Annotated in this window: 21 protein-coding genes; 9 read left to right on the top strand and 12 right to left on the bottom strand. The window is 43.5% G+C overall.

Going from position 1 to position 24,534, the window contains the following annotated elements; all coding sequences use genetic code 11:
* Positions 1-56 precede the first annotated feature (56 nt).
* Complete coding sequence (locus B0I21_RS09190; RefSeq protein ID WP_133640178.1) at positions 57-725, bottom strand: sugar transferase; 669 nt, start codon at positions 723-725, stop codon at positions 57-59.
* Between the two features lie 317 nt (positions 726-1,042).
* On the opposite strand from B0I21_RS09190, the gene B0I21_RS09185 reads away from it, so the two are divergent.
* From B0I21_RS09185 to B0I21_RS09160, 6 genes are all read left to right on the top strand, one after another.
* Entirely contained in the window at positions 1,043-2,293 is a 1,251-nt protein-coding gene (locus B0I21_RS09185; protein ID WP_243836003.1) for an exo-beta-N-acetylmuramidase NamZ family protein, read from the top strand.
* A 49-nt stretch (positions 2,294-2,342) separates the two neighbouring features.
* Positions 2,343-5,627, top strand: coding sequence for a SusC/RagA family TonB-linked outer membrane protein (locus tag B0I21_RS09180; protein WP_208292310.1), 3,285 nt, complete (start codon positions 2,343-2,345; stop codon positions 5,625-5,627).
* A gap of 2 nt (positions 5,628-5,629) precedes the next feature.
* On the top strand, positions 5,630-7,384 hold the full coding sequence (locus B0I21_RS09175) for a RagB/SusD family nutrient uptake outer membrane protein (protein ID WP_133640177.1): 1,755 nt from the start codon (positions 5,630-5,632) through the stop codon (positions 7,382-7,384).
* A 304-nt stretch (positions 7,385-7,688) separates the two neighbouring features.
* Positions 7,689-8,864, top strand: coding sequence for a radical SAM/SPASM domain-containing protein (locus tag B0I21_RS09170; protein ID WP_133640176.1), 1,176 nt, complete (start codon positions 7,689-7,691; stop codon positions 8,862-8,864).
* Between the two features lie 17 nt (positions 8,865-8,881).
* Positions 8,882-9,688 carry an alpha/beta hydrolase family protein gene (locus tag B0I21_RS09165; protein WP_133640175.1) on the top strand — a complete coding sequence of 269 codons (807 nt, stop codon included), beginning with the start codon at positions 8,882-8,884 and terminating at the stop codon, positions 9,686-9,688.
* A complete protein-coding gene (locus tag B0I21_RS09160; RefSeq protein ID WP_133640174.1) occupies positions 9,685-10,548 on the top strand; it encodes an alpha/beta hydrolase family protein in 864 nt (287 codons plus the stop codon). Before B0I21_RS09165 ends, B0I21_RS09160 begins: the two co-directional genes overlap by 4 nt.
* Before the next feature lie 59 nt (positions 10,549-10,607).
* Here the strand turns inward: B0I21_RS09160 and B0I21_RS09155 are convergent, their stop codons facing one another.
* Positions 10,608-11,537, bottom strand: a complete 930-nt coding sequence (locus B0I21_RS09155) for an NAD-dependent epimerase/dehydratase family protein (protein ID WP_133640173.1) — start codon at positions 11,535-11,537, stop codon at positions 10,608-10,610.
* A 187-nt stretch (positions 11,538-11,724) separates the two neighbouring features.
* On the opposite strand from B0I21_RS09155, the gene B0I21_RS09150 reads away from it, so the two are divergent.
* Positions 11,725-12,831, top strand: coding sequence for a glycosyltransferase family protein (locus B0I21_RS09150; RefSeq protein ID WP_133640172.1), 1,107 nt, complete (start codon positions 11,725-11,727; stop codon positions 12,829-12,831).
* A gap of 19 nt (positions 12,832-12,850) precedes the next feature.
* Here the strand turns inward: B0I21_RS09150 and B0I21_RS09145 are convergent, their stop codons facing one another.
* The gene (locus tag B0I21_RS09145; protein WP_133640171.1) at positions 12,851-13,981 is read right to left on the bottom strand and encodes a glycosyltransferase family 4 protein; all 1,131 of its coding nucleotides are present in this window, start codon (positions 13,979-13,981) and stop codon (positions 12,851-12,853) included.
* Positions 13,982-14,127: 146 nt separating this feature from the next.
* On the opposite strand from B0I21_RS09145, the gene B0I21_RS09140 reads away from it, so the two are divergent.
* Complete coding sequence (locus B0I21_RS09140) at positions 14,128-14,775, top strand: 4'-phosphopantetheinyl transferase family protein (protein ID WP_133640170.1); 648 nt, start codon at positions 14,128-14,130, stop codon at positions 14,773-14,775.
* 150 nt (positions 14,776-14,925) lie between these two features.
* Here the strand turns inward: B0I21_RS09140 and B0I21_RS09135 are convergent, their stop codons facing one another.
* Positions 14,926-15,312, bottom strand: coding sequence for a DUF2752 domain-containing protein (locus B0I21_RS09135; RefSeq protein ID WP_243836001.1), 387 nt, complete (start codon positions 15,310-15,312; stop codon positions 14,926-14,928).
* Positions 15,313-15,316: 4 nt separating this feature from the next.
* On the bottom strand, positions 15,317-15,832 hold the full coding sequence (locus B0I21_RS09130; RefSeq protein WP_133640169.1) for a CD225/dispanin family protein: 516 nt from the start codon (positions 15,830-15,832) through the stop codon (positions 15,317-15,319).
* 58 nt (positions 15,833-15,890) lie between these two features.
* Between B0I21_RS09130 and B0I21_RS09125 the strand changes: the two genes are divergently transcribed.
* Positions 15,891-16,700: a M90 family metallopeptidase gene (locus B0I21_RS09125; RefSeq protein WP_243836000.1), complete on the top strand. Its 810-nt coding sequence runs from the start codon at positions 15,891-15,893 to the stop codon at positions 16,698-16,700.
* A 53-nt stretch (positions 16,701-16,753) separates the two neighbouring features.
* Here B0I21_RS09125 and groL read toward each other — a convergent pair whose 3' ends face one another.
* The 7 genes from groL to miaB all read right to left on the bottom strand — a co-directional run bounded on the left by groL (position 16,754) and on the right by miaB (position 24,312).
* Positions 16,754-18,391 (bottom strand): chaperonin GroEL, encoded by a 1,638-nt coding sequence (groL, locus tag B0I21_RS09120; RefSeq protein WP_133640168.1) that lies wholly within the window; start codon positions 18,389-18,391, stop codon positions 16,754-16,756.
* Positions 18,392-18,467: 76 nt separating this feature from the next.
* A complete protein-coding gene (locus B0I21_RS09115; RefSeq protein ID WP_037498471.1) occupies positions 18,468-18,743 on the bottom strand; it encodes a co-chaperone GroES in 276 nt (91 codons plus the stop codon).
* Between the two features lie 268 nt (positions 18,744-19,011).
* Positions 19,012-19,368 carry a preprotein translocase subunit SecG gene (gene secG, locus B0I21_RS09110; protein ID WP_133640167.1) on the bottom strand — a complete coding sequence of 119 codons (357 nt, stop codon included), beginning with the start codon at positions 19,366-19,368 and terminating at the stop codon, positions 19,012-19,014.
* Positions 19,369-19,381: 13 nt separating this feature from the next.
* The gene (locus B0I21_RS09105; protein ID WP_133640166.1) at positions 19,382-21,061 is read right to left on the bottom strand and encodes a hypothetical protein; all 1,680 of its coding nucleotides are present in this window, start codon (positions 21,059-21,061) and stop codon (positions 19,382-19,384) included.
* 7 nt (positions 21,062-21,068) lie between these two features.
* Complete coding sequence (locus tag B0I21_RS09100) at positions 21,069-21,587, bottom strand: LptE family protein (protein ID WP_133640165.1); 519 nt, start codon at positions 21,585-21,587, stop codon at positions 21,069-21,071.
* A 12-nt stretch (positions 21,588-21,599) separates the two neighbouring features.
* Entirely contained in the window at positions 21,600-22,859 is a 1,260-nt protein-coding gene (locus B0I21_RS09095; RefSeq protein WP_133640164.1) for a sigma-54 interaction domain-containing protein, read from the bottom strand.
* Positions 22,860-22,875: 16 nt separating this feature from the next.
* A complete protein-coding gene (gene miaB, locus B0I21_RS09090) occupies positions 22,876-24,312 on the bottom strand; it encodes a tRNA (N6-isopentenyl adenosine(37)-C2)-methylthiotransferase MiaB (protein ID WP_133640163.1) in 1,437 nt (478 codons plus the stop codon).
* Positions 24,313-24,534: the final 222 nt, after the last annotated feature.

The raw sequence follows: 24,534 nt of genomic DNA, 5'->3' as shown, positions 1-24,534 counted from the left end.
TAAACTGCTCCTGAAACAGAACAACGCCAAGGATTCCAATGAATATATGGCTTCGCTCACGGACGCTTAAAAATGTTGACCAGTAAAACAAACATGGTTTCTAATAGAATAGCACAATCGTAGCCAAAGGATTGTTCAGCAGCATAGCGATTATCCAAGGCAATGCGCTGCGCTGCACTTATCTTCTCTTTTCGATGCTGGCGAATTTGCCATAGTCCCGTAATCCCAGCCGGAGCCAAAAATCGCTTAAACTCCTTTCTAGCAACCAATTTTTCAGCTTCATAAGTCGCCAATGGTCTATTCCCGATGATGGACATTTCACCCTTTAATACATTGAATAGTTGTGGTAGCTCATCTAAATGAGTTCTCCTTAAAAATCGACCAGTCCTCGTCACGCGCCAATCATTATCAAACTTGACGAATACAGCAAGACTATCCAGCTCATATGCTGTTCTGTACATATTTAAATGTAACATATCCTTCAAGAGCAATTCAGAACCTTGATACATGGTACGAAACTTATACAATGTAAAAATTTGCTGGTTGGCACCAACCCGTCTAGCCCTGTAAATTATCGCCCCCTTACCTTCCGTCTTTATAGCGATCGCTATAACAAGGAGAAGAGGAGCAGCCAACAATAAAAATAGTGTTGCCATAGCCATATCAAAGATTCGTTTATAAAACGGTAGTCGATATCGAAATTTTGTCCGAGAAAGTAAATGCATGTCACGTGATCATAATTAACACTATTTTTTCTGAAATATATTTCTTTATATCGATTTTTCCCAATCGTTCCAAAGCGAGATTACTGATCTATCATCGCCGAATTTTTTTTGGCAAAACATTGCTTAATATGCACTTAACCATAGCTCACCGCCGCTAGATAGGTTTTGTGTTAGCCCTAAAAGGATTTATCAGGCGCAAGCGTGCAAGTTTGTACTTGTTTTAAATCTTGAATTACATCAAAGCTAATTATTTTTGGTAATTTTTTTGCAAAACATGCATGATTATGCATTTTTTTTCTACTTTTATGTGATAATCAATGATTCAGACGATGAGCACTACGCCTAAATTCAAAATCACCGCCCTACTGATAATTCTCGAATTCATTCTATTATCTTGTCAGTCGGGAAACAGCACGCAAACAACAAGCGTATCCACAGATTCAACCACCCAGACTCTTGAAATTTTACCTGGAGCCGATCAGCTAGACGAATACTTGCCGCTCTTAAAAGACAAAAAGGTAGGGCTGATGGGAAACCAAACCACAATCGTGGGTGATCAAAAAGAGCATTTGGTGGATATCCTACTTGATAACAATGTCGACCTGCACTTCGCATTTGCGCCCGAGCATGGCTTTCGCGGCGACATCGAACGTGGCGAGAAAGTTGGGAACGAAACCGATAAAAAAACAGGGCTTCCCTTGTACACCTTATACGGAGGCAATGCAAAGCAGGATTCGATCATTCAGTCTATTGATGTGATGCTCTTTGATCTACAAGATGTAGGCGCACGATTCTATACCTACATGACTTCCATGCACCATGTGATGGACCTTTGCGCCAAACATGGAAAACAAGTTATTGTACTGGATCGTCCAAATCCAAATGGAGATCAAGTAGACGGCCCCGTACGTAAAGACGATAAATTTAAAGCCGATATCTCTTTTCATAAGGTTGCAATCATGCACGGTTTGACGATGGGCGAAATGGCACAAATGATTAACGGTGAACGGTGGCTGGAAGAAGGGCGACAATGCAGCCTAACGGTAATCCCGGTTAAGAACTACGATCACACGATGATGTATGAACTTCCCATTATACCATCGCCATCGCTGCCGAACCATCTCGCCGTGCGGCTATACGGTTCTTTATGTCTTTTCGAAGGCACCGCCATATCGGAAGGAAGAGGCACAGACTGGCCTTTTCAAGTGATCGGATATCCCGATCCGGTATTTGGTGATTTTAAATTTACGCCAGGCGAAAAATCGGGAATGGCTAAGCACGTCGAAGGGAAAGGTGTCGTTAACTACGGCCTAGACCTAAGAAGTGTTGATGCGAACAAACATAAGTTTACCCTGAAATATGTCATTGATTTCTACAACAAGATGCCGGATAAAAGTAAGTTCTTTAGCCGAGCCGAGTTTTTCGACAAGCTCGCCGGTACCGATGAACTGAGAAAGCAAATTATTGCAGGAAAAACAGAAGAACAAATTAAGGAATCTTGGAAGCCAGAGTTGGACGCATATAAAACGATGCGAAAAAAATATTTGCTCTATACCGATTTTGAATAAGTTTTTTTTAACAAAAGATTGAACAACAAATAAACTAACGACTATAATTATGAGAAGAACATTACTTTTCTCTGCTGCATTGGGAGTTATTTTGAATGCACAGGGGCACGAGTTTGCACCACGACATTCGTTTAGCCCCAAAACAGACTGGCCTCGCTCTATGGGTGATCAACAACATACGGCGCGGGGAACGGTATCAGACACGAATGGCCCACTGGCTGGTGTAACGGTGGCGCTTGTAGGCTCTTCTGTTTCCACACAAACCGATGAAAATGGCCAGTTTACAATTGTAGCACCCGTAGGCGCGACGTTGCAATTTCGCAGCTTAGGATATGAAACTAGGGAACTTGCGGTAAGCGCAAACGCGATGAATGTAGAATTACAATCTGATGCCAGAACCGTTGATGAGGTCGTCGTGGTGGGCTACGGTACACAGAAGCGATCCAATGTTACAGGTGCCGTCTCTACCGTTAACACGGAAAAAACGTTCGAAACGCGTCCTATTACGGATGTCGGAAGAGCCTTGCAAGGCGCTGTTTCTGGTTTAGCTGTTTCTACGCCCAGTGGTGATCTAGGCGGTGACCCCACGATACGTTTGCGGGGTGTAACCGGCTCACTGCAAACACAGGGCGGCGCATCACCGTTAATCCTTGTTGACGGCGTGGAGGTTCCTAGCTTGTCCATGATCAACCCAACAGACATTGAGACGATGTCTGTCGTTAAAGATGCCTCAGCAGCCATATACGGCTCAAGAGCGGCATGGGGGGTGATATTGATCAAGACGAAGTCCGGGAAAAGAAACACCAAGACGGCGGTAAACTATTCCAACAATTTTGCCATACAAACCTTGACGCGCACTCCGGTGATAGCAGGCGGCGCCGAAGGTGCACGAGCAGGCTTACTGGCCATGCAACGCACCAACCCCGCTCTGGCCGGATATGTCAATCTCGGCACCCGCTACGATGAGTACGCTATTCAAAAGATGGAAGAATGGGATCGGTTATATGGCGGCCAAAATTTAGGATTGGATATGCTTGAAGGCCGGGATTATGAAGTGAAAGATGGCTATTTGTACTTCCATCGTACCTGGGATGCTGAAGATATGTTCATGAAGAAATATACACCGCAGCAAAATCACAACTTAAGTGTCTCTGGCGGATCCGATAAAATTAACTACAATGCTGGGTTTGGACTGATTTCGCAAACCGGCATTTTAAAGGATAACACCGACAAATATAACCGCTACAATTTCAACCTGGGGATAAATGCAGATATCACCGACTGGCTGACAGGTTTTGCAAAAATTTTATACACAGCATCTGACGTAAGCAAACCCTTCTCCTTCAATGGCGATGTGTACGAACCGCTCTTTTATCTGTACCGCTGGCCACGAAACTTCCCTTACGGAACTATTGATGGGTTGCCCATGCGGAATGCGATTACCGATGTGCAACAGGCCAATATGAATGAAAGGAACTTTAACATGGCCCGTTTTACTTTTGGTGGACAGGCCAAAATCATGCCCGGACTTACGCTTGATGCAGATTATACGTATTCGCAATTTATCACGCGTTATGACGAAAATGGAGGAACCGTTACCGGATGGGATTTTTGGAACAAAAACGAATTCGAATACCTCACCTATACGGGCGCAGCCTACAACCGTGCGCGCAAAGAACGCACCATAAGAGATCGCCACGTGGCAAACATGTACGCGACCTATGATAAAAGTTTTGAGCAACACAACTTCAAGTTTATGGCCGGCGCAAACGCAGAGCTTTTCCAATCGGATAATATCTGGGGACAGCGGCTAGGCCTTCTTGACCAAAATTATCCACAATTGGGCCTGGCTACTGGCGAGATGTCTACGAGTTCAGGCGCTTCCCATTGGTCTACATTGGGGTTCTTCGGACGTGTAAACTACGACTACGACAACAAATATTTACTCGAAGTGTTAGCGAGGTACGACGGATCTTCACGCTTCAACAGGGATAATGTCTGGGGATTTTTTCCAGCCATCTCCGCTGGTTATGTGCTTACCCAAGAAGAATTTATGGACTGGTCTAAGCCTTATCTTAATTTCTTGAAAGTAAGAGCATCTTGGGGAAGCGTCGGAAACCAAACCGTGCCGACCGGCCTTTACCTCTCTACTTTGAGCCAAGCACCCACAAATTGGGTAATCGACGGCGTAAACCAGAATACCATGACTACGCCCTCTATCGTATCGCAAGATCTGACGTGGGAAACGGTAACGACGCGAGAGATCGGGATTGATGCAGCATTCTTTAACAATAAATTTAATGTGACCTTCAATCGATACAGAAGAACGGTCTCCGACCTGATTACCGGCGGTGTTATTTTGCCATCGAGCTTCGGAGCACCATCGCCGTTGCGGAATTTTGGAGAGATGCAGACCAACGGCTGGGAATTAGAGCTCGCCTACAACCACAGCTTTAACAATGGCTTCACCATGCGTTTGGCCGGACAGCTATCCGATTATAAGGAAACAATCACGAAATTTGATGGCCAGGCGCAGATCAATGCTAACGGCTCATCATCCAACTATAGTGGAAAAGTCATTGGTGAAATCTGGGGATATGAAACAGATCGCCTATTTCAGGTGGATGACTTTAATATAAATAGTGATGGAAGCTATACATTGAAGGATGGAATCCCTTCACAAGCATTCTATGAAACACCGACATTTCGATATGGTCCGGGAGATGTGAAGTATAGGGATTTGAACGGCGACGGTGTGATTGGAGTAGGTGATGGAACTGTCGGAAACCCCGGTGACAGAAGAATCATCGGCAACTCCAACCCGCGCTACCAATACGGCTTCCGTGCAGATTTTTCGTTTAAAGGATTTGATTTAGGTTTCTTCCTACAGGGTGTGGGAAAACGAGACAATTGGGTCGGTGGCGACTTTGCAGTACCGGGATGGCGCCCTGCTGAAGCCTGGTATGCACACCAAATGGATTACTGGACGCCAGAGAATACAGGAGCATTTTACTACCGGCCAACGAATCAAAACCAAAGCAACACGTCCATGAACCACATGCCACAAACGCAATACCTGTTAGACATGTCGTATTTGCGCTTGAAAAATCTGACCTTCGGGTATACCATTCCAGCTACGGTATTGGAGAAAGCCAAAATCTCTAAATTTAGGGTCTTCTTCTCGGGCGAAAACCTATTGGAATTCGACAACCTCAACATCCCGATTGATCCTGAGACAGATTACACAGAGAATGGTATAAGAGATCAGAACTCTTTTGGACGTTCTTATCCATACCGCAGAACATTTTCATTGGGCCTTCAATTAACTTTTTAGACATGAAACTATTAAAATATATAGCAATAGCAGGCGTTCTGTCTATGTCGTCCTGCTCGAAAGATTTTTTGGGAGATGATTTTTTAACCAAAGATCCGCTGGACCAATTGACCGATCCGGCGTTCTGGTCCTCCGAAAACAATATCCGTACCTATACGTATGGTTTCTACAATTACTATTTCAAAGGGTATGGTCAAGGTTTTACGTGGGGATCCTATTTTCAAGGGCAGTTTATCAACGATGACTTTACACCACAGACGCCCAATGAAAACATTATTACGGAGTTTATCATTAATGTGCCTACATCCGGGGGCGGCTGGTCGCCCGCTTTACCCACAAGCCAAACACCAGCAGGTGTAACGTCATATTACTCCCGCATACGCAAAGCCAACCATTTTATCGAGAGTGTACCCAAAGCGAATCTGGCAGAAGAAGTGCAAAATCACTGGTTGGGTATAGGCCGCTTTTTCAGGGGGCTTGAGTACGCAAATTTTGTCAACTTATTTGGCAATGTCCCCTACATAGACCGGGTATTGACCGAAGATGACGCTGATTTGTACAAAACACGCGATTCCCGGATTTTTGTAATGGACAAAGTGCTGGAAGACTTCAGATTTGCTGCAGAAAGTGTGCGCTCTGCGGATGGCCCAGCGCAGCAAGCCGTCAACAAATATGTGGTACTAGCTTATATGGCACGGGTATTTTTATTCGAAGGAACTTGGTTAAAATATCACCAAATCGACGAAGCTAAATCCAAAGAGTATTTAGAAGCGTCAAAATGGGCGGCAGAACAAATAATTAACAGCGGCGCTTACAGCTTAGCCAGCGACTACCGAGGTTTGTTTAGTTCCGAATCGCTTAAAGGCAATCGTGAGGTTATTCTTTTCAAAGAATATGCCGAAGGTGTGTTGCAGCACAGCTTAATGTCGTTCAATAACCTTGAGCCGCAAGCAGGTGCATCTAAAAATGCAATTGATAGTTACTTGCTTAACGACGGACTTCCCATCGGTCTTTCGCCGCAGTACAATGGCGACAGAACTGTGCAAAGTGCATTGGCAAATCGCGATGGCCGCATGGCCCAGACCATCGTTCCACAACTCCGTATGTTGAACACCGTTTCTAACTACGCATTCTCTGGCTATTCCGTACACAAATTTCTAAACGAGAGCCTTCGAAATCTACCTATCGGTAGTGGTCAATTAAACGTGACGGATGCACCGATCTTGCGCTACGGCGAAGTACTTGTAAACTATGCAGAAGCTACAGCAGAGCTAGGCACATTAACACAGCAAGATTTAGACAAATCGATTAACGTGCTTCGTAGCAGAAACGGCGTAGGCCTCCCCCGCTTGGAACTGATTGCTAATCAGCCTGCGGTAAATGGCACGCCTTATAATGATCCCGCGCGCGATGCAAGTGTATCAAGCATCTTGTGGGAAATTCGCCGCGAGAGACGATCAGAACTGATGTTTGAGGGACAACGATTAAACGATCTACGTCGTTGGAAAAAGCTCGATTATGCAGATACGGATAAAAATCCAACGATAAACAGAGGAGCTTATATTGTAAAATCGAACTATCCTCCAAGTCAATTGAATGGCATAACCGTCGACGGGGGAAATGAAGGGTATATTATCCCGTCCAATGCCATTAAGCGATTGGTCAATGATAAGTATTATCTGGATCCGATTCCTATCGATCAGATTTCGCTTTACAAAAGCAATGGTGTGGAACTCACCCAAAACCCCGGCTGGTAGTTCAAAACAAACGAGTACACTTTCTGACAGCGCCGGGCTCTAGGAAAGTGTACTTCATCTGCTTCCATATTACATAATTCTTTTTTTTATACTTTATTGACAAAATGTAATCACCTGTAAATATGTGTTTTAATTGTTTTTTTATTAAACATGATTTACTATATTTATTGATGTATTGATAGATACCCGTTTACGCACCTACAAAGACGTAAAGCTGCTTTTTAAAATAAGTTGACATAAATAAATTAACATAGCTCGTGATCGTAAACAAGCTATAATCAGCAACCACCTTAAATTCTATATTATGCAACCAAGGACAAATTTACAGTACACGCCAAATGCGATCAATAAGATCAAGCAAAAGATGCGTAGTACACGCGAATGCGCGTCGGCACGGGAAAAAGACCCCACTTTTGCACTTGATGTGCCCACGGAAATCGGTCTAAAGCTAACGAACCGATGCAACCTGCGCTGTACACATTGTTTCCAATGGGATGAAGGCGGCTATCATCATGCCCTAGACAAAGAAGAATTAAAAAAGGATGGTGATTTAAGTTTCGACATTGTCAGCGAGCTTTTCAATAAAACAAAGGAAGCAAAATCATCGTTATACCTTTGGGGCGGCGAGCCCACCTTGTATGCGCATTGGGATAAACTGATCAATCTAATTGCAGCAGACCCCCGCGAAACGGTTCTTTGTACAAACGGGGTTACTTTACACACGAAAATGGATTCCCTTCTACAAATATCCGACTGCCTCACCGTATTAGTGAGTATTGAAGGACCGGAAGATATTCACAATGAAATAAGAGGTAAGGGTACGTATGAAAAAATCGTCAATAACCTTGATCAACTTATTCGCTTGAAGAAAGAGGGACAGTTTAAGGGCACGCTTTCCGTGGAAGCCGTAATCAGTGATGGTTTGATTCCCAATATGGTGGAATTTTGTGCGTACTGGGAATCTAAAGGCATTGACACGTTATACCTCAATTTCCCTTGGTTCGTTCCGCCATCCGTGGCCGATAGAATGGATGAATACTTTGATAGCAAGTTCTGGTGGATGGGTATGGGAAAAGGGATAACCAACTCTTGGCATTCTTTTGATTTCAAAATCAGCAGCGATAAGATCGAAGAACTTAAGCAACAGATGAAAGAAATTATAGACAGAAGGTGGAATATCCGGGTTCGTTTTCATCCAGACCTGACCACAAAAGATTTGATTGAATATATTGAAGGTAGTGTAAAACCAGCACAAGATAAAAAGATGTGTCTTGGCGTGTCCAACAGAATAGATCTGCTGCCGAGTGGCCAGGTTACACCCTGCAAGAAGTTTCCGGAATTTAATGTCGGAAATTTGAACAACAAATCTTTGGAAGAAATCTGGAAAGGCGAGAAATTCACAAAATTTAGGGACATTCAGAACAATCAGCTTATGGACATCTGCTCCAAGTGTGAAATTCTTTATGCCAATGGCATCTAACAGATAGAATCAAGAGCATGCAAATAAACCAAGTTTATTTTCGAAGTAATGCAATTGATCTTTACGGAGCACTGTTTATCCCCGAATCTGGGACAGGCAAAGATGCTTACATTGTTTGCCACCCTTTTGCAGAGGAGAAAAAAAGTTCGCAAAAGCCATTAGTAGATTTCAGCAGAAGGCTCGCAAGGCGGGGGAAGTATGTATTGATGTTTGACTTTCAAGGCTGCGGTGATAGCCAAGGGAAATTGTCAGCAAGCACTGCACAACGCTGGTTGCAGAACATAGATGATGCGATAGCCTATCTCAAATCGACAACCGGCCTCACTGAAATTTCGGTGGTCGGCTTACGTGCTGCAGCCACCATACTCTGGCATCTCGCAAAAAAAACAGATACCATACAGCGCTATATCCTTTTTGAACCGGTACACACTTTACAGGGTCATCTGGAAAACTTGATCAAACAAAAGATGGTGAACGAGTTATTGACATATGGAAGAGTGAAAAGAACCAAAGAGTTATTAATACAAGATCTACAGGCGGGAAATGCTATTGATATAGACGGCCACGAGGTCAGCTCGGAGCTGTATCACTCGTTCATGCATTTCGATAACGAAATGGATGCTCAAGTCCTAGACACGAAAATAAAAATGGATATTATTTCCTTGTCAATCAGCGGAACACCTTCTTCGGAAAGTGAGAAATTTTATAGAAAAATACAGCAGCCTGCTTGCGTAAATTTTCAAGCTATTAAAGTAGAATCTTTTTGGAACAAAATTGATGGCGTCAATATCGACCCTTTGTTAGCCGTAGCCGACAGCTTATGATGGAGAAAGGCATTCAATTTGACAATAAAGGTAACACCATTTATGGAATAGAGCATCTGCCAATCGCGCAAAATAACCACAACAATAAAATGGTTATATTTTTACACGGCTGGAGCGGGTACAGGACAGGCCCCCACGACATTTTTGTAAAAATAGCACGGCGGCTTGCCCAAATTGGCTTTGGCTGCGTGCGCTTTGATTTCGGAGGCCGTGGCTTTAGTGACGGTGACCAACTTACAGCAAATTTTCCTTCCATGCTCGCTGACCTTCATACCGTCATTGATGACATAACAAAGAGGGCTTATATCCATGATATAATTTTGGTGGGGATGTGCTCCGGCGCACGGCTAGGATTATATTACATCAAGTATATGACGTATGGAAAAATTTCCCATTTGATAGAAATCTCCAGCCCCCCGCTCAATGAAACAGAAGATAACACAAAAATGGAGGTACGTAAATTCAATAACAGCCTAAAGGGTTATTTTAATAAAGCCTTTGATAGGGGTACCTACAAAAAATTCCGCGATGGAGAAATCAATTATCGGCATATATTTAAGATATTGATATCGCCCTTCCTCAATGTTGCAAAGAAAAATGACCTGAAGGTGGTACAGGCCAAGCGCTGGGAGGAAAAAGGCACCAAGTATTTTAAAGGCGCGGTGCTCTCTATACATGGCGGCAAAGATCCAGAAACCGCCTTAGCGGTAGTTCAGATCGAGAACATGTTGGAAGAAAATGAGATCGCCATGGAAAAACACATCATCGAGGATGGCAACCACAGCTTTTACAGTATTTACTGGGAAAAAGAAATTATAGATCTGATAGAAGGCTGGTTGCTGAAGCCCTCGAAGAGCTGATACTATGCATCAAAACAGCAGGCAAATACGGCAACGCGATCGCCCTGCTTAAAACGCGTTCATGATCGGTGGCGAGCAGACAGTAAATCTGCTATTCCCGTTTCTAAGGAAATTAACGGCCTACCAAGAATACGGCGCATTTTTGCATTGTCTGGTTGTCTTCTGCACATATCGCCCTCCTTTAGCGCGGGGAGATGAACGATGCTGGAAGAAGACTTCGTTACAGCAATAATAATCTCTGCTAAATTTTTAATCGTGAATTCTTTCGAACTACCGATATTGATCACGTCGTTCTTGCAAAGCGATTCCTCAATGATCTTCACGATCGTCTCAACATTGTCGTTGACATGGCAAAATGTTCTGGTTTGACTGCCATCACCATAAATGGTGATATCGTCGTTACGTATCGCTGCATCAATGAAGCGTGGGATGACAAAATCCTGGCTCTGCTCAGGCCCATAAGTATTAAAGAATCTAAAGATGGTATACTCCAAACCATATTCCTGGTAGTAAGATCGGAAAAAAGCTTCGCCAATATTTTTTACTGCAGCGTAAGGCAGTCGGCAATTGAGCGGAGTGAGATCCTCTTTTTGAGGAAGAACAGTTGATTCGCCATAAACCTCAGATGAAGACGAATAAAAAACACGCTTTACCTTTAGGTCTCGGGAAAGATCCAATATGTTTTTAATACCCTCAATATCCTGTAGCACGGCCAATGGGTTTTCCAGCGTGCGCTGTACGCCAACGATAGCTGCATAATGAAACACGTAATCAACCTGAAACCGCTCCATAATGCCATGCAGCTCTTCATAACTATTGACATCTGCGTTGAAAAACGAAAAGCTGTCCGAATCATTGGGCAAGTTACTTATCCGTCCGGTACTTAGATTATCGACAACAATTACCCGGTTATTATCATCTAAAAGCAACCTGTTAGCGAGGGTGCTACCTAGATTGCCAGCTCCTCCAGTGATCAGAAATGTTTTCATTTTGGTTAGTTTATGTTACGGTAATTTAAGTAATAATTTTTTGAAAACAAAGCCATTTAATCTGCTTCGTACTCGAGAAAAAGGGGTAAAAAAAAAGAGATCGAAGCCAATTATTTCGTTCTCAAAAGATGTATATTTACGCATATAGCATGCACAGCATCTTTATTCCCAACACTATACACATTTTATGAACTATCCCGTCATCACCATTTTAAACGCAGGCCCAGGGATGGGGTTTTACATCCCTGGCGTTGTTATGCATCGACAATTAATTCAACAGGGAATAACAGCACATGTCCATGTTTTTGAAAGCTTTTATAAAGAAGAAAAAAAGGAGATTATCCCGAAAATCAAAAGTAGTTTTCAGGAAAATTTTGCCCTAGCCGTGCTAGCACACAATCTGGCGAGAGATCCGCAAAATGCGGTTGACGAAGAGGCTATTGCAGAACTTGTTGATCGATGGGCGCAAGAAAAGCGAAGTCACTTTGTGGTATTTTCAGGTTTTTGGCTTCCTATACTTCACCTCTACCAACAGCAGGTGCCACATCCTGTATATATTGACTGCTGCCATCTCGATGCGGATTACTCCGTATCATGGAAAATGTATCCAGAATACAGAGAGCAAATGACGAACATATGGTTTCATAATTGGACGGATCGCACCATAAACTTCTACCTAAATGTTGATGGTAAAGAACCGATAGATTTTAACAATCGATCGAACAACCTCATTGTCCACGGAGGCGGCTGGGGGCTTGGAGATTTTGAAACGAAGGCCCGTGCATTGTACGAAACTCCTTTTGAACTTTCTTTAGTATCCTATGCAGAAAGAGACTTTAGCAAAGAAGACCAGCGGATAAATTTTTTTCGGTTATCTTCAGCATGGAATATTTGGGATCTCGACAACGACGGTAAACACGGCTTTCCGCCGCTATATGCAGTGGATCGTGCCACTAATTTTACAGAGCGGATACTACCGGCCTCAGACTATTCTCCTCTGTATGATATTGTGAAAACTAGTAAAGCTATCATATGCAAGCCGGGCGCGGGTACGCTAATTGACTCGCTATCGGCCGCTACCCCATTAATCATATTGGAGCCCTATGGGAAAAGTGAAGATAAAAATGGGTTACTTTGGAAGCATTACGGCCTGGGTATTTCGTTTGATGAATGGGCGGAAACAAACTATTCCATGGAGATCTTGGAGCAAATGCATCAAAACTTGCTCAAATTAAAATCGGAAGCAAGCAATTATCTCGATTACTTCTTGAGTAAAACAGCAGAAACCGACTAAGTTATACATCATAAAAAGCTTAGGTCAAATCATTGTAGACAGTTAACGTTTGTTGTGCGGCTTGCTGCCAAGTAAACTTTTGCGACCATTGCAGCCCACGTTCAATCATATCCTGCCTTAAAAACTCATTACTTGTTAGCTGATACATCGCCTCCGCAATATCCTCGGCATCCAGCGGATCAACTTGTTTAGCTGCAGCACCTGCTATCTCCGGCAGTGCTCCCCGGTCCGATACGATTACCGGACAACCGCATCGCATAGCCTCCACAACAGGGATTCCGAAACCTTCATATAACGACGGAAAGACAAACACCGATGCCATGGAATAGATGCTGGGCAGATGCTTCTCATCAACATACCCCAGTAACATAATCTCGTCTTTTAAACCGCTATATTGGATCGCCCTTAAAACACCTTTGTATTTCCAACCGAGCTTTCCAACAATAACTAATTTATGATCAATCTGTTTATCCGTCTTTAGCCTTTTAAAAGCCTCGACGATCATTTCCAAATTTTTCTTGGGTTCCAAATTTCCTACGAACAAAAAATACGCAGAGGGCAAGCCGTATGTTTTGCGAACATCTGCGCGTTGCGCAGCATCAGTAACAGGATGAAATCGTCCATGCACCCCTGGATAAATCACCCTGATTTTATCAGCTGCAATTGTTGGAAAGCGATTTAAAATATCGCGTTTAACGGTTTGGGAGACAGCGATTATTTTATCAGCCCGTTTGATGGAGGCCGGTAGCGTTAAACGGAAATACGCAGCCGTTTCATATTGGCAAAGCTCCGGAAAGTCTAAAGCGATCAAATCATGGACGGTCACCACTGCTTTTGCCCTCAGGAAATACGGTAATATATAGCCCGGAGCATGATAGATATCAACGCCTTGCTTTTTTAGGTACCTTCCTAGCAAAAGGTGCTCGAAAAGTACGCGATGGATGCGGCTGTCATAGGTCATATCTAGCCGCTTTATTGTTAACCGATTATCTTCGTTAAATGGAGGCTTATAAAAAGGAGAGACTAAAAGCGCTAGGTCATGATTTTTAACAGGCTCCTGCAATAGTCCCTCGATTAGATTTTCTATGGAGTATTGCACGCCGCTGTGTTGCTCCCTTAATAGTAATCCATTTATAAGTATCTTAGCCATGAACAGCAGGTTGTTGGTTGCATCTTGTAATGTAAATATTTTATTTCTAATCTAGATGATGGCACAAGCCGTTTTTCAACTATATTTAGCGTATAATAAATGGATGATACCATAGGCTCATCCTACATCAGCAATGCTTTGTTTCTATGCTTACGCTATATTACAGTAAACTCGATCTGAAAACCCGTGATGAAGATTTTATGAGTAATCTTCTTGTATTGCCCCTGGCCATCCAGCAGAGAATTCTAAAATTAAAATCGATAGAAGAGCAATGCAGCTCGCTGACAGGATACCTTTTACTAAGAAACGGTTTAAAGGAACAGGCCTTGCGTCCTAGTCTGGATACGCTGAAATACACCGAATACGGCAAACCATACTTCGACGAGGACATTCAATTTAATATATCCCACTCCCACAACCATGTGGTATGTGCATTCTCCACACAGGGGAAAGTAGGCGTGGATATAGAACGAATAAGACCTATTGATTACAGAAATTTTAAAAAAGTATTTCGCGAGGATGAATGGTCACGTATCAAATCATCTGCAGATCCTGTTCAAACTTTTTTTCATATATGGACCGCGAAGGAATCCATATTAAAGGCAGATGGACGCGGATTAAATGCCCCGCTGAGAAACATTTTTATCGGGATTGACCACTGTAAACTGGAAGGCGCGCTTTGGTACTGTCGCACTATTCCGCTTTTTGAGTCATTCATCGTACAGATTGCAACCGAAACAAACGCAGATGAAATAACGATCCGGGAAATGAATATAGCGCAATTCATGACATAAAGAGGCGTACTGCCATCTACAATGCTGGCGATGTGGATCGATAGGATGTGATTGCAAATTACGGTAAAGTGCATCTTACAGCTAATGACCCTAGGAAATACCTTTGATAAAACGAAAAAAACGGATGTATTACCCCGTCTTTACCCTGTATTAATAAATATTGCGGATAACAAAATACGATAGTATAACCAAAGCGACAATCTTTATGGCCCATTCACCATACAGTACTTTCCGCCAGTAAAGCATTTTGGGACTAAGATTCGTGCGCACTTGAAACATCATACCTATAAAAATATAGGGGATAAAAGGCAGTAAAAGGGCATTGAATCGAATAGCGCCTAAAATATCACCATGCAATAGCGCGTGGATTGCTCGCTGCGAGCCACAGCCGGGACAGTCCAAACCTGTCAACGTTTTAAAGGGACATTTCGGAAACCATGGCGACTGCAAAGGATCATACTGGTAATATACACAACACAGTACTGCCAAAACAGTCGCTCCCAGCGCAGTTAATATCCAACGAACGCGAATATGCACGAGATCAGCTAAAATCGCCTAGCATCGCCCCAAACATGGCGAAACCGAAGATCAAGAAGTAGAGAATCCATAAGCCGACGCTGAGACCAAGGTTGATAAACAACCATTTCTTTGCGTTAGCAGAATCAGCTTCAGCACCAGAATAGTCACCTCGGTAGAACTTCCCCTCTACCCGCGAAGCGTAGACGATCGCGGGGATTCCCAAGGGCAAACAACAGAACAGCGTGGCTAATATAGATTCCACCAAGTAGGTACGTGGCGGTCTTCCGGTATTAGGCACATTAAAATTCGGTGGTAAGCTGCTACCGAACTGCGGCGGCACTTGGGTAGCGCCCGAATAATAGGGCTGATTCGTATCGTTGAGCAGCGGAGCTAATTCGGGCATTTGCCGAGCTGCAACCCAACTTGGCAAGCCTTCTGTCCAAACATACGTGTCGCCAGTAAGTCCCTTCCCCTTTAGTTCCTCCAATGACAAAGGCCCAAAGGTATTTGTGCCATCTGTGTAATAAAATTTTTGCATCTTTATCGGTATAGTCGCATAAATATAGTAAATGTTAGCGCTAAAAATCGTGAAAAAAATGATGACAGATAATAAAATTTTGCCCATTGTGTCCGTACTTATTATCGGCATGTTATTGATTTGGTATGTTTTTAAGTACGTAGGAAACAAAAAATACCGGGCCAAGCAGTTACCCCAGCAAGGATTAATTCAATCTGTGCTCCAACAAAAAGTGGCGTTTTTTCAAAAACTCCAGGCATCCGCGCAGAACGAATTTATCGAGCGTGTCCAATATTTTTTAGCGACAACGAAGATCTCGGCAGAGAAAGGCGCTACTATAACAGATACCGACCGCATATTGGTGGCGGCCAGTGCAACCATTCCGTTGTTTCATTTCAGTCAATGGTCTTACGAGAATTTGGATGAAGTGCTCATCTACCCCGGAACCTTTAACGAGAAATACGATATTGAAGCGCTGGATCGGGTCGTGCTGGGCATGGTCGGGGAAGGTGTCATGAATAGAAAGATGATCCTTTCCCTGGATTCCTTGCGCGCTGGATTTACGGATCATGCGGCCAATGGCAATACCGCTATACATGAATTTGTACACCTGATTGACAAAGCAGATGGCGACATTGATGGTGTACCATCATACCTCATTCCGAAAGACCTCGTGCAACCATGGCTGCGCGAGATGCATAAAACGATCAACGCGATCCGCCATGATCGATCAGATATTCGCGATTATGCGGCCACGAACGAAGCAGAATTCCTCGCCGTTGTTTCGGAATATTTCTTCCAAAAACCGAAACAGCTGCAGGAAGACCATCCTGAACTTTTCGAGTTGTTAAATGAAATGTACAATAGAGCAGAAAAGGACGCTAAATAAAAGAGGTTCCACATTAAAAACGTGGAACCTCTCGCTATAAGGATGGATATGTCTTACATCATACCGCCCATGCCACCACCCATAGGAGGGCCACCAGCAGCTACGGGATTTTCTTCCGGTTCATCAGCAAGAACACATTCTGTTGTCAACAACATGGATGCAATAGATGCTGCATTTTCCAATGCTACACGAGAAACTTTAGTAGGATCGATAACACCTGCACCGATCAAGTTTTCGTAAACGTCAGTGCGGGCGTTGTAACCGAAGTCTGAAGTACCTTCTTTAACTTTTTGTACCACAACAGCTCCTTCGATACCTGCGTTGTTACAGATTTGACGAAGTGGCTCTTCGATAGCACGCTTGATGATTTCAATACCGATCGTTTCATCTTCATTAGCACCTTTAAGGCCAGCTAAAGCTTCTGTAGCGCGGATGAAAGCTACACCACCACCTGCTACGATACCCTCTTCTACTGCTGCACGAGTTGCGTGTAGCGCATCATCAACACGGTCTTTCTTCTCTTTCATTTCTACCTCTGTGGTCGCACCAACATAAAGAACAGCAACACCACCAGACAATTTAGCTAAACGCTCTTGCAATTTTTCACGATCATAGTCCGAGCTAGTCGTTTCGATTTGTGAACGGATTTGGGCAACGCGTGCTTTAATATCTTCCGCATTACCGGAACCATTGATAACGGTTGTATTATCTTTATCAACAACAACTTTTTCGGCTTGGCCTAAGTAAGAAAGTTCTGCATTTTCTAATTTAAAACCTCTCTCTTCCGAGATTACAGTACCGCCTGTCAAGATGGCGATATCTTCCAACATGGCTTTACGACGATCGCCAAAGCCTGGAGCTTTAACAGCAGCGACTTTCAGTGAGCCACGAATTTTATTTACAACCAATGTTGCCAAAGCTTCGCCATCCAAATCTTCTGCAATGATCAACAAGGGCTTACCCGTTTGAACTTGTTTCTCCAAAATCGGCAACAATTCTTTCATATTGCTGATTTTCTTGTCGTAGATCAAAATGTAAGGGCTTTCTAACTCCGCTTCCATTTTGTCAGAGTTTGTCACAAAGTATGGTGATAAGTAACCACGATCGAATTGCATACCTTCCACAGTTTTCACTTCTGTTTCTGTACCTTTCGCTTCTTCTACTGTGATCACACCATCATTACCAACTTTTTCCATAGCTTCAGCAATCAACGAACCGATAACATCGTCGTTGTTCGCAGAAATTGTAGCTACTTGTTTGATCTTGTTGTTATCAGCACCTACTACTTGTGACTGCGATTTCAAGTTTGCCACTACGGCTGCAACAGCTTTATCAATACCGCGTTTTAGATCCATAGGATTGGCACCGGCAGCAACCGATTTTAATCCTGGAGATACAATTGCTTGGGCCAACACGGTAGCTGTAGTCGTACCATCACCTGCTTGATCCGCAGTTTTTGACGCCACTTCTTTCACCATCTGTGCACCCATATTTTCTAAAGCATCTTTTAAATCGATTTCTTTAGCAACGGAAACACCGTCTTTTGTAATCATCGGAGATCCAAATTTTTTCTCGATGATTACATTGCGGCCTTTAGGTCCTAATGTTACTTTTACTGCGTTTGCTAATGTATCAACACCTTTTTTCAGTGCGTCACGAGCTTCAACATTATATCTTACTTGTTTTGCCATTTCTATAACTTTTTAATATATGGATGGAGCAAGCTTCATCCCGTTATTGTTTTTGTTTTTAAATTTGATGATTAGCCTATAACACTGCGTAAATGTCAGACTCACGCATAATTAAATATTCTTTTCCTTCGTAAGTGATTTCCGTACCTGCGTACTTTCCGTATAAAACTTTATCACCTACCTGTACGGTAAGAGGTTCTTCAGGCTTACCCGATCCAACCGCAACAATAGTACCTTGAGAAGGCTTCTCTTTTGCAGTATCAGGGATATAAAGTCCAGATGCTGTTTTTTCTTCTGCAGGAGCTGCTTCTACCACAACTCTGTCTCCGATAGGTTTAATACTTAATGCCATAATTATTGTGTTTTATTGTTTTACGTTTTTACTCCAAATGTTTATCACCAATTATGCCAAATGCAAAAAAGCTGTATTTGTTGCCATTTTTTCACCTTTGCCGTCTTCAAATTGACAGGTAGCAAATATCGCTGTGTCATCCTGTCATTATAAAAGCGTCGACGCCCAGCTTTGGCAAGACGCATCGCTTGGAACCGTGCGTATTATCACAAAAAAAAGTCCCACACAGCGTGTGGAACTTTAGGTTTCTTTTACAGCAAAAAGTGGATTATTTTGTCGTATCGGCCGTTGCAGGTGCCGTCGTAGCCGGAGCCTGTTGTTGTGCCGGTCCGTTTAGATTCAACGGTGATGTTTGTGCAGGCGCTTCAATTTGATCGCCCAATCCACCCGGCCTTTGTCCTGATGATGGTCCTACAATATTGATAGCCAAACAAAATACCATCAAGGCAATCGCTAATCCCCATGTTCCTTTTTCAAGGAAATCTCCCGTACGCTGTACACCCATTAAGTTTGAGCTGCCCGCGAATCCTGACGACAAGCCTCCACCTTTCGGATTCTGAATCAACACCATCAATGCCAGTAGCACACTCGTCAATACAATCAGGATAATTAAAAATGTTTGCATTTCTTTATAGTCGTTAATATAGTTTCTCTTCCAGCCCTTTAATTTGGGTCGCAAAATACGATTTTTTTTCTGGAAATTTCAAAATTAATTTTTTGTAAACCTCTATGGCTTTGACATACATGCCTTGACTGGCATATATGTTGGCCAAGGTTTCCGTGACCAACGTAAATTGTTCCTCCGAACTTTTCCTAGCCTTGTTTTCCATATTAAGCTGGTCCGCCGGCGGTGGCTGAATTTGAGGTTCCTCGCGAATAAATCGCTCAATAACCTCTGTGGTTTTATCCACCCGGCTAAACGTGACAGCACGTTTTTTAACTTCATCACTTAATTTGTCTTCAGGACTCTGCAAGTGAATAATGTTTTCGCGGATCTGCTGATCCAAAACGACTTTATCAAAAGCCTCCGGGTCAAAAGACGATTTCTTATTGGTCGGTAAATACGGTGAAGCAAATGGTTGATAGGTATCCGCATATTCCAGCCGTGTTTTGTGCAACCACCATCTAAAGCTGTACGGCATCAACTCGTCATTGTAAACGCTTACATCTTCTTCCTTTTGCGGGTCTGCAGGCTGCGAAATTACACCGGAATTTTTGCCTGTTTCCTTATTCCCGCTTAAACCAACATTCGTTTCCCAGCGAATCTCCTTATTATGCAATGCAAAATAATCGCCGCCACCGATACCTTCATGCACGAGATTTTCTAGCGCTGCATTTTCTTCCTCGGTTGTTAAATGCGATAGGCTATCTGAATGGAGATCTATGTTTCGCGAGTTCTCCCGATCCGCATCAATGCGTTCATCATTTTCTGCCTGTTCAGCAGAAGTTGCATCAGCGAAACTTCCGTCTTCCTTTATTGTGTCTGCAACATTAACTTCTGTTGCATTCCCCTCATCAGGAATATCAGCAGCTATTTCTTCAGGCTTCGGCTTATCAGCAGCAGCTGTTCCATCCGCTCCCACACGATGCGATATAGCAGCTTCTTCTACTGGTGCCTCATCGTGGGAATGATCAACATTAACCTCATCATCTGTGACGCTATTCGATATAGCAGCTTCTTCTACTGGTTCCGCATCGTGGGAATGATCAACATGAACCTCATCATCTGTGACGCTATTCGATATAGCAGCTTCTTCTACCGGTGTCTCATCGTGGGAATGATCAATGCTAATCTGCTTATCTGTGACATGATCTGATTCATTTGCAGCTGCTATTAGGGGCTCAACGTTACGCCTGTCAGCAACCCCTTCATCTTCTTGGTCAATATCGGATAACGCGGGTGCTTCGGTGGTATCATTCGATGTCTCAACCGCCCCTTTCACCTGATTCTCCTGCGTCTCAGCATGCTCGGAAACGGGTATATCTTGCTCGGGGAGTACGCTTATTGCGGAAACCGCCGGAGAAGTTAGATCTGCAACCAGCGCATCCTCATCATCGGCTGCAATAAAAGGAATATCTTGGACCGGGAGTTGAATGTAGTCATGTAACCAATTAGGACTGCTCGCTAACAAGATAGCACGACTGCCCAGCTTGGTAAGCTCGCCACACAAAAACTTACGTCGCTCCAAGGCGAAATGCAACGGTTGTGAATATGGATACCTAGACAATAGAAGATCAAAGTCTTCCTGCGAAACTTCTTTAGGATTTACGAGGGCTTGATGATATAATTGTGCGAATGTCTGTCCTTGATTTTCCATATATACCTTACCAGTTTGCAAATGCTCTATTGTAAATATCCTCGGTTAACAAGCTAATGATTTGCCTCGTTAATCCTTCTTCCTGGTTTTGTACCAAGCCCGAGAACTCGCGAAATTGAGTAAACGATTGTTCGAAATTGCTTTCGCCCGTCTCATCTAAGCGGTTTGTATATTTTACCTTAACGGTGATGGTAAGCCTGTTTAACGCCGCACGATCAGAATTGGCCTCCACCGCTGCCGGGCTGATATCATAACCTGTTATAACCCCCTCAAACATGGCATCAGCATCTCCATCTACTTGGCTTAAACGAGATTGGCTTCTGATACGCTCTTTCAGCCCCTCTGTGAAATTCTGACCCAAGGTAGCATAAACCAACGGTGCTATGTTTTCAAAGAACTGAACATTCACCGTTTTCATATTTTCCGGTATAGAGCCTCCTGAGAAGCCATATTTGACACCGCAACTCGAAAAGGCCATGACAAGCACTACAGACAGTAAGGTAAAAATGGTAACAATTCTTTGCATATGATCGCTAAGCTAATCTAAATTTAAGTCTTTAATTTTCCTGTACAGCGTTCGTTCGGAAATGCCCAATTCTCTAGCCGCAGCTTTACGCTTTCCTTTGTGTTTTTTTAGGGCCTTTCTGATCAGATCTGACTCTTTATCCACCAATGACAAAGATTCTTCCACCTCTTCGGCGTCCTGCGTTTCATAAGACATATAATCATTATTCGACTTGGCGCCTTGGTTAGGATTATGAATGGTGAGCTTTGGCGATGCCTGCTCCTCACCCAAATAAGCGGATGAAGGGGTTACCTCACTATACAGCTGATTAATATAAGGAGAATTTTCTTCAAATGTTCCTTTATTAACACCATTTTGAATCAGTTCCACAACCAACTTCTTCAAATCCACCATATCTTTTTTCATGTCGAACAACACTTTGTACAAAAGATCGCGTTCGGAGAAGTCTTCTTTGCTGGCTTCTTTTACTAAGGCGGGCAAAGAAGATACATGCTCTACGGGTAGATATTTCGATAAGATGCTGGCGTTGACGACACGCTCCCGCTCCAATACGGCGATCTGCTCCGCTATATTTTTCAGCTGCCGCACATTTCCCGGCCAACTGTAGTTCATCAACATATCTTGCGCATCAGGCGTCAGCTGCACGCCCGGTGTACGATATTTGTCGGAAAAATCGACGATAAATTTGCGAAACAGCAGGTTCACATCTTCCTTCCGCTCGCGGAGCGAAGGAATACGAAGCGGCACCGTATTCAGCCGGTAATAAAGATCCTCGCGAAACTTGCCTTTCTTCACCGCCTCATAGACATCAACGTTCGTTGCAGCCACCACGCGCACATTGGTTTTTTGCACTTTAGACGACCCCACCCGAATGTATTCGCCGGTTTCTAAAACACGTAGCAGTCGAGCTTGGGTACCCAAAGGTAGTTCACCGACTTCATCCAGAAAGATCGTCCCTCCGTCGACAACTTCGAAATAACCTTTTCTGGCCTCATGTGCTCCTGTGAACGAGCCCTTCTCATGTCCAAAAAGCTCGGAATCAATCGTTCCCTCTGGAATAGCTCCACAGTTTACTGCAATAAACGACCCGTGCTTACGGGCACTCATCTGGTGAATAATATGCGAAAAAACCTCCTTGCCGGAGCCACTTTCTCCCTGAATCAACACCGAAATGTCGGTCGGCGCTACTTGCTTCGCAACGTCGATTGCACGGTTAAGCACCGGTGAATTACCGATGATGCCAAATCTATTCTTAATATCTTGAATGTCCACGATAGTTCTCTTTATACTAAAGGTCTACAACACGTCCCATTAGCGTAGCTGATGTACAGCGCTCGGCCAATACATGAACATACTGCCCCGGTTTGAATCGTTCGTCAACAGGAAACACGACCATTGTATTTTGATCATTACGCCCGCAATAATCTTGATCAGACCGCTTCGAAAAACCTTCTATCAAAACCTTGTGTACTTTCCCAACGAAATGTTGAAGTCGGTATAAGCTATGTTCCTGTTGCTTGTTAACAACCTCTGTTAATCGTCTTTTCTTCACGTGTTCAGGAATATCATCTTCATAGCGTTTCGCAGCCAATGTACCTGGACGCTCAGAGTAAGCAAACATATAAGCAAAGTCATATTTTACATAATCCATCATGGATAGCGTCTCTGCATGCTCCTCCTCGGTTTCGGTACAAAATCCGGTAATCACATCGGTCGATATGCCACAGGCCGGAATAATACGGCGAATAGCATCTACGCGCTCCATGTACCATTCGCGATCGTAGGTTCTGTTCATCAGGTCGAGCACGCGTGAATTCCCAGACTGCACCGGTAAATGTATGTATTTGCAAATATTATCGTAGCGAGCCATGGTGTAAAGCACCTCATCCGTAATATCTTTCGGATGGGAGGTCGAAAAGCGCACGCGAAGCTCTGGACTTACCTCGGCAACCATCGCCAAGAGTTGGGCAAAATTAACCGCTGGCTTGGCTGTTTCACCCTCGGCAACAGCTGTGGTGTATTTATATGAATCTACGTTTTGCCCAAGTAGAGTGACTTCTTTATATCCTGCCTGGAAAAGTTCCTGTGCTTCTTTGACGATAGATTGATAATCACGGCTACGCTCGCGCCCGCGGGTGAACGGCACCACACAGAAGGAACACATGTTGTCGCATCCGCGCATGATAGAGACGAATGCCGATATGCCATTTGAATTCAGTCGCACAGGATTGATATCTGCATAGGTCTCTTCTCGCGAAAGCAGAACGTTGACGGCTTTAGCACCATCGTCTACCTTGTCAATAAGATTAGGCAAATCGCGGTAGGCATCAGGACCAACAACGACGTCTACAAGCTTTTCTTCTTCCAAAAATTTGGATTTTAAACGCTCAGCCATACAGCCTAGCACACCCACGATCATACCTGGATTTTTGTTCTTTGCAGACTCAAATTCTTTCAATCGGTTACGTACGCGCTGCTCCGCATTTTCGCGAATAGAACAGGTATTAATAAATACCACATCTGCTTCTTTGTAATCTTTTGTTGTTTCGAAACCATTATCCAACAAAATCGACGCGACAATCTCGCTATCCGAAAAGTTCATCTGGCAACCGTAACTTTCGATATATAATTTACGACCCGTAGATTTGCCGGTTGGCAACAGTTCCAAAGCTTCACCCTGACGGGCTTCATCGTGTGTCTTTGTAGTATGTTCTAATTCTAGCATGACTTCATTTAAAAGACTACAAAGCTAACAATAAAAACTTAGATTGATGACACTTTGGCAGAGCTTGACCCAAATTTAACAATACAAGAAGATGTTTAAAAAAGGTACCCTGAAAATGTATGCACAATGTTGAATTAGGTTACGGAGGCTATTTAATCGAATCGTGAGTCTTTAAATTTTCAGAGAATGCGCTCATACAAACTATCGACAGGAAACCCTTTT

Origin of the sequence: Sphingobacterium paludis, from assembly GCF_004364125.1 — a bacterium.
Classification (GTDB): domain Bacteria; phylum Bacteroidota; class Bacteroidia; order Sphingobacteriales; family Sphingobacteriaceae; genus Sphingobacterium; species Sphingobacterium paludis.
This window is presented reverse-complemented; position numbering and strand designations above follow the sequence as displayed.

What these genes read in the sequence shown, in the direction of transcription:
- B0I21_RS09190 (WP_133640178.1), bottom strand. Translation starts at nt 725, where the DNA reads ATGCATTTACTTTCTCGGACAAAATTTCGATATCGACTACCGTTTTAT.
- B0I21_RS09185 (WP_243836003.1), top strand. Translation starts at nt 1,043, where the DNA reads ATGATTCAGACGATGAGCACTACGCCTAAATTCAAAATCACCGCCCTA.
- B0I21_RS09180 (WP_208292310.1), top strand. Translation starts at nt 2,343, where the DNA reads ATGAGAAGAACATTACTTTTCTCTGCTGCATTGGGAGTTATTTTGAAT.
- B0I21_RS09175 (WP_133640177.1), top strand. Translation starts at nt 5,630, where the DNA reads ATGAAACTATTAAAATATATAGCAATAGCAGGCGTTCTGTCTATGTCG.
- B0I21_RS09170 (WP_133640176.1), top strand. Translation starts at nt 7,689, where the DNA reads ATGCAACCAAGGACAAATTTACAGTACACGCCAAATGCGATCAATAAG.
- B0I21_RS09165 (WP_133640175.1), top strand. Translation starts at nt 8,882, where the DNA reads ATGCAAATAAACCAAGTTTATTTTCGAAGTAATGCAATTGATCTTTAC.
- B0I21_RS09160 (WP_133640174.1), top strand. Translation starts at nt 9,685, where the DNA reads ATGATGGAGAAAGGCATTCAATTTGACAATAAAGGTAACACCATTTAT.
- B0I21_RS09155 (WP_133640173.1), bottom strand. Translation starts at nt 11,537, where the DNA reads ATGAAAACATTTCTGATCACTGGAGGAGCTGGCAATCTAGGTAGCACC.
- B0I21_RS09150 (WP_133640172.1), top strand. Translation starts at nt 11,725, where the DNA reads ATGAACTATCCCGTCATCACCATTTTAAACGCAGGCCCAGGGATGGGG.
- B0I21_RS09145 (WP_133640171.1), bottom strand. Translation starts at nt 13,981, where the DNA reads ATGGCTAAGATACTTATAAATGGATTACTATTAAGGGAGCAACACAGC.
- B0I21_RS09140 (WP_133640170.1), top strand. Translation starts at nt 14,128, where the DNA reads ATGCTTACGCTATATTACAGTAAACTCGATCTGAAAACCCGTGATGAA.
- B0I21_RS09130 (WP_133640169.1), bottom strand. Translation starts at nt 15,832, where the DNA reads ATGCAAAAATTTTATTACACAGATGGCACAAATACCTTTGGGCCTTTG.
- B0I21_RS09125 (WP_243836000.1), top strand. Translation starts at nt 15,891, where the DNA reads ATGATGACAGATAATAAAATTTTGCCCATTGTGTCCGTACTTATTATC.
- groL (WP_133640168.1), bottom strand. Translation starts at nt 18,391, where the DNA reads ATGGCAAAACAAGTAAGATATAATGTTGAAGCTCGTGACGCACTGAAA.
- B0I21_RS09115 (WP_037498471.1), bottom strand. Translation starts at nt 18,743, where the DNA reads ATGGCATTAAGTATTAAACCTATCGGAGACAGAGTTGTGGTAGAAGCA.
- secG (WP_133640167.1), bottom strand. Translation starts at nt 19,368, where the DNA reads ATGCAAACATTTTTAATTATCCTGATTGTATTGACGAGTGTGCTACTG.
- B0I21_RS09105 (WP_133640166.1), bottom strand. Translation starts at nt 21,061, where the DNA reads ATGGAAAATCAAGGACAGACATTCGCACAATTATATCATCAAGCCCTC.
- B0I21_RS09100 (WP_133640165.1), bottom strand. Translation starts at nt 21,587, where the DNA reads ATGCAAAGAATTGTTACCATTTTTACCTTACTGTCTGTAGTGCTTGTC.
- miaB (WP_133640163.1), bottom strand. Translation starts at nt 24,312, where the DNA reads ATGCTAGAATTAGAACATACTACAAAGACACACGATGAAGCCCGTCAG.